Here is a 5608-nt window from a genome sequence, read left to right on the forward strand (position 1 = left end):
CCTCCCCCCCGATCATGACGAGGCCTCGCTAATGGCCACCCCCAATCGACGCACCTGGACCCTCGGCATCCTCGCCACCATCATCGCCATCGCCAGCACCGCAGCATGGCTGACTACCCACCAACACCACGCTTCTCGCTCCCCCGACTGCCCCACCGTGCGCGCGATGATCGACTACAACACCACCCAAGGACAACAGCTCGGCACCGCCTTCAATCCCGACACAAACACCCAGCCCTCCATCAGCGACTACCAAAACTGGGCCGACCGCATGAGCGCATACGCCTCATCCATCTACCAACCCGACCTCGCCGCCCACGCCAACCGACTCGCCGACCAAGCCAGGCAAATGGTGGCCCTCGTCGCACAAGCCCGCAGCGACAAGACCGTGCCCGCAAACCCCCAAGCACCTCCGCCCTGGACACACGCCTACGCCGACCTAGCCAAACAAACACACACCGAACTCACCGCACTCAACAACGCCTGCCCAGCCAGCTAACGCGACCCACCACCAACTGCGACACCGCAAATCCACCGTGCGTTCGTGACCGGCGGTGAAGGACCGAGGATCTTCGGCGGACCAGCCAACCCTTCGGGTCCCACGTGATCCCTCCCCCGCACTCGCATTGGCCGAGTGAGACCACGCAAGAGGGCGAAGGCCCAGCCGGAGAACACGGATGATTCTGGGGCGAACGCACCGATTCAGCGAGCCACCCGCATCCGGCTTGATGCCAGCGCACCCTCCCGCAGGTGGCGCCCATGTAACGTCGCAACTCAACCGTCGTGTCACCTACACGGCTTAAAATCACGGTATGTCAGGTGCTGACGGAGAATCCTCATACCTGCGTCTGCAGTCGACCAAACCGCGCACCCACCGTGGTTGCGCACCGGATACAAGTTCTTCCCCTATGCCGCACACCACGACGGCCATTGGTGGATGCTGCGGCCCAACAAGGGTTTCCAGAACACGACATGTACACGTTATTGATCGATGCCACACCTGCTGTCGATCTCACCGGCCATCCCGACCACTCGAGCGCCCGCTACTCTGCAGCGTTGCCGCACTACGACATTTAACCCTGCGGCCACTGAGCCCTCGCTTGAGACCCACACGGCCGCAGCCATTGTGCAAGCCGTCTCACGTTATGCCGACTACGGCAGCGAACACGGCGATCCGGGCGTCGTCTGCTCTGACGATCGCGACGGTATGACCCAGGTCTAAGCGAGTCGAATGGTTAAGTGTTCGACACCGCCCACTGCGGGTGAAGATTCACGCGGGCTTGCAGCCAGCACGCCGACGGCCAGCGTTTGCGTTACTGCGAACGCTTTTCCGATACCGCGGCGCGTAAGCCCTCGGCCAGATCCTCACGAGTCAGTTCACGCAGACGCAGCAACTGCTCCTCACTGACGTCGACATCGTCGCTGGCCAGCAGGTCATCGAGCTCGATGGTATCCAGGCGGTCATTGCGGTGATCGCGGGCCTTCTCGACCACGTTGCGCACAAACCCCGCGTTACCCAACACGTCAATGCCGCGGATCAAATCGCCTTCAGCGGTGATGCTTTCATCGGCATAGAACCGCTCAAAATCCGGGCGCAGCACCTCAACGGCCTCATCGGTGGTCACATCCTCGTCTTCGCCCACCATCAGCTTGGTCAACTCGATCAGCTCAGGTGGGGTGTAGCTGTGGAACTCGATCACCGTCGAAAACCGCCGCCGCAGACCCTGATTCACCTCGAGCATCCGCTCGGTGGCTTTGGCGTATCCGGCGCCAAACACCACCAGCTCGTCGCGGTGATTTTCCATATACAGCAGCAGTGTGTTGATGATCGCGTTGCCATACGGGTCGCCAGTGGAATAGCCGCGCTCGTGCAGCGTGTGCATCTCATCAAAAAACACCGCCCCACCCAGTGCCCCTTCAAGCATCTCTTCGGTGTTCTTCTCTGCATCAGCCATGTAGCGGCCCAACAGTTTCGCGCGGCTCGTTTCCACCACCAGCGGTTTGCGCAGCACCTTCAACCCGCACAGCTGCTTAGTGAAAGCCCGTGCCACAGACGTCTTTCCGGTCCCAGGCGGGCCCAGCAGCAACGTGTGCCGAGAAGTCACCGGCACCCGCAGCCCCACCTTCGTGCGCGCCAGATTGACCTTCGTCGTCGAGCGGATGCGTTTGATTTCCCGCTTCGCCGTTTCCATGCCCAGCATGGCGTCCAGCTCGGCCTGCCCCTCAGCCAGATACTGCGAGGCCTTCTCGGCGTCGCGGGCCGTCTCGGTGTCCAACCGGCTCGGCGCGCTGGCCGGATCCCACGGATCGCTACGCGCCTCGATGGTTTCCGGGTCCGTCAGCACCAGACGCCGCGTCGGGTCGTCCATCGCTTCGCGCGCCGGGGCGAATTTCGGGTCACGCGAATACACCCGGCGCAGCAGCTGGGCCGCCTCATCCTCGCGGCCCAGATGACGAAGACACATCGCCTGGGTGTAGAGGACCACCGTGGCCGCCTGGGGCACCCGGTCATCGCCGGCGGCTTTCTCGCCGCGGCGAAACGCATCCTCGAACACCCCCAGCGACGCCAGCGCGGTGGTGGCCATCGCGGTGGCCGCGCACTCGTATTCGGCCCGATACCAACGCTTGTCGACCGGGAACAGGCGCAACACATCGGTCCAGCGTTGGGTGCGGAAATGCAGCAGCCCCGCCACGTAGCAGGCCATGTCGGCGTCGAAGGGATCAGAGGGCGTGCCCGCCGAACTCAGCAGCTCATCAGCTTGGCCGTAGTTGCCTTCGCGGATCAGCACCGTCGCATACGCGCAGCGCAGCCCATCCACCGAACTGATCGGCAGCTGCAAAAACAGCCCGTCGAACACCAACGGGCGAAAGTCTGCGCCCAGCACCTGCAGCCGGCGGATCTCCCAACCGAACGTTTCCGCGGCCGCCCACGCCCCGGCCAAAACCTCCAAGGTGTCCTCACCGGCCAGCACCCGGCCCATCCAGCCATCACAGACCCCCGGGTCGGCGCGGGTAACCGAGCGAAACATCTCCGCGGCCACCTGCCGGTTATGGCTGGGCACCAACCCGCCCACACCAATCCCGGATGCCAGCAGCCCGCGGCGAAAAGCGCTGCGGGCCGGGGTTTCTGCCTCAATCCCTGTCATGGTCAGCTTCGAATCCTAACCGCTTTCAGGCCGCCCGGCGGGGACCCGCATCGGTCAGGCGACGCTCATAACCAAGGTTGATCCGCAGCCGGTATTGAAACGCCCACGTACGGATCACCGCCGCCCCCGCACTCTCCTGCTCGATGTGAATATCGGCGCCGCTAGCTGAACGGCGCGCCACCGTGCGCACCGTGACCGCCGCACCCGCCGGCGCCGGGCCGCCCACACCATCGAAGACGACCACATACGGGTAGGCCGAGGCCGGCAACTGCTCGGCCAGCCCCGCCTCGGCGACCACCTGCAGCCCGGCCCCGACCACCGGCCGCCACCGCTGCGGACGCTTGGTGCACACCAGCACCTGATAGCCGGTCGCGGCGGCCCGCAACGCCACCTGCACCAGCAGCGCGAACTCCCCCGAGATCGTCACCGTGGCCAGCTCAGTCGGATCATGCAGATCAACCAGCAGCGGATGCCCGCTCGCAGTGGTACCGACGATGATGCCCGTCGCCCCAATCGGCACCGCCACCTTATCCCCGGCCCGAAGCGAGCGCGCCGGCACCGCCAACCCCTGTCCGGCGGCCAGCAACCCGGCGCGCAGCGCGACGTCGTGACGACCCGCAAACGGGTTGAGCCCAGTCAACGGCGGCTCGGCCAGCGGACCGCCAGTGTGATAGCGCACCATCACCCCAGCGGTGGTGGCCCCGTCATCGGCGCGGCGCAGCTGCACCGACACCACCGTGGCCTGCGTGTCCGGTGCCCACAACCGGTCAATCGTCGTGCTGGAAATGTCGCGCGGCGACAGCCAATAGGTCTGCACATAGCCGCCCGCGTGGCGCAGCCGACCCCACCCTGGCTTCAACCCGTTCGGGTCAATACCAGCCAGCACCGCCTCATCGGCAGCGGAGATCTCGGCGGCCGTCAACACCCGCGCCGGGATCCGCAAACTGCTCAGCTCGGCAGCCAGCCATTCGGCCGCCGCGCTCATCGTGGCCGCCACCGACTCGCGCCACACAATCGCGCGCGCGCTGCCCAGCGCGTCGAATCGCACCACCAGCCAGGTGCGGCGCTGCCCGACCGCGGGATGATCGCCCACCTCGGCCGAATACACCGGCGCATACGGGTGATGCGCTTTGGGTGCCCGCCGCGCGCCGACGGAAACGATGTCGATGCCCTCCAGGCTCACGTCGAACTGAGCCAACCCGGCGGCCACCGCCTCCAGCGGCAGCTTCGCCAACGACTCCACCCGCGGGTAATCGAGCACCGAGGGGCTATGCGGCGGCCCGTCGACAGCCACCACCGCCACCAAATGCGGGCCCACAGCACGGATTCCGACCGGACCCGACCCGAAGCTGCGCTCGTAATCGGCCAGCTCGCCGCCCCCAACACCGTCCCGGAAACGTCGAGCACCCAGTGCTCGCCACCCCAGCGTCAACAGCGGCGCACCGCGCCAGCACAAAACGGCCAGCAGCGACACCACCGCCCCCACACCCACACCGGCACCGGCCACCCACACCGGAGTCATGTCGCGGCCCACCTTCGGCGGAGCCAGCACCAGCGGGGCCGCCAAGCGTTGCGGCCCAACAGGTTCCCCCGGCGGCAGGTCATAGGTGAGCGCGGCCACCGCGTCGACGATGCCGTGCCCGACCTGATTATCGACACCACGTGCCGGCGCGCGCGCGGTCGCCAACAGCCGGTTGATCACCTGATGGGCGGTCAACTGCGGGTACTTCGCGCGCACCAGCGCGGCCACACCGGAGACGATCGCGGCCGCAAAGGAGGTGCCCGCCGGAGCCACCAGCGTGTTCTTGGAGCCCTCGACGGCGTTCATCAGCCCGTCATCGCGCGGCGAGAGGCTCTCCACATCGGTGCCCGGTGCTGCGATCGACACCCACGGCCCGGCCATGCTGCTATCCAGCGGGGCGCCGGTGGAATCCACCGCGCCCACCGTGAGCACGTAATCAGAAAACCACGCCGGAGTGGCCACCGTCGTCACTCCCGCCCAGTCGCGAGGATCGTTGGGAGTCAACGGGTTATAGATCGGGTTCTGCTTGCAGTCGTTGCCGCCCTCGGTGCCCGCGCCCCCGTTGCCGGCGTTGCCCGCCGCCGCCACGATCACCACGTTGCGCTCCACCGCCGCGTAATGAATCGCAGCCCCCAAATCGCGCTGATCAATCAGATCGGTCGCGGTCATACACGACACCTCCGAAATGTTGATCACCGTGGCGCCCATGTTGGCCGCGTGCACGATCGCGCGGGCCATCGTGCGGATATCACCGGCTTTACGCCTGGTGGCCGGATCCTGGTTACCGGCGAAGGCGTCCTTAGGGCTAAACGCTTTGGAGCTTTGCCGGATCGCGATCACCTGCACATCGGGGGCCACACCGGAAAACCCGTCGGCAGCCGGCGCAGGCGGCGGCTGCCGACGGGTTTTCCGGTGTGGCCCCCGATGTGCAGGTGATCGC

Annotated in this window: 3 protein-coding genes; 1 reads left to right on the forward strand and 2 read right to left on the reverse strand. The window is 66.2% G+C overall.

Going from position 1 to position 5608, the window contains the following annotated elements; translation table 11 throughout:
• Positions 1-499: hypothetical protein (locus ACQI5H_RS24400; protein WP_427081863.1), on the forward strand; the 499-nt coding region annotated here is incomplete at its 5' end.
• An 814-nt stretch (positions 500-1313) separates the two neighbouring features.
• Here ACQI5H_RS24400 and eccA read toward each other — a convergent pair.
• Positions 1314-3146 carry a type VII secretion AAA-ATPase EccA gene (gene eccA / locus ACQI5H_RS24405; RefSeq protein WP_427081864.1) on the reverse strand — a complete coding sequence of 611 codons (1833 nt, stop codon included), beginning with the start codon at positions 3144-3146 and terminating at the stop codon, positions 1314-1316.
• Positions 3147-3171: 25 nt separating this feature from the next.
• A partial coding sequence (mycP, locus tag ACQI5H_RS24410) for a type VII secretion-associated serine protease mycosin (protein WP_427081865.1) occupies positions 3172-5608 on the reverse strand: 2437 nt, incomplete at its 5' end.

This window comes from Mycobacterium heidelbergense (genome assembly GCF_050205645.1).
Taxonomy (GTDB): Bacteria; Actinomycetota; Actinomycetes; order Mycobacteriales; family Mycobacteriaceae; genus Mycobacterium; species Mycobacterium heidelbergense_A.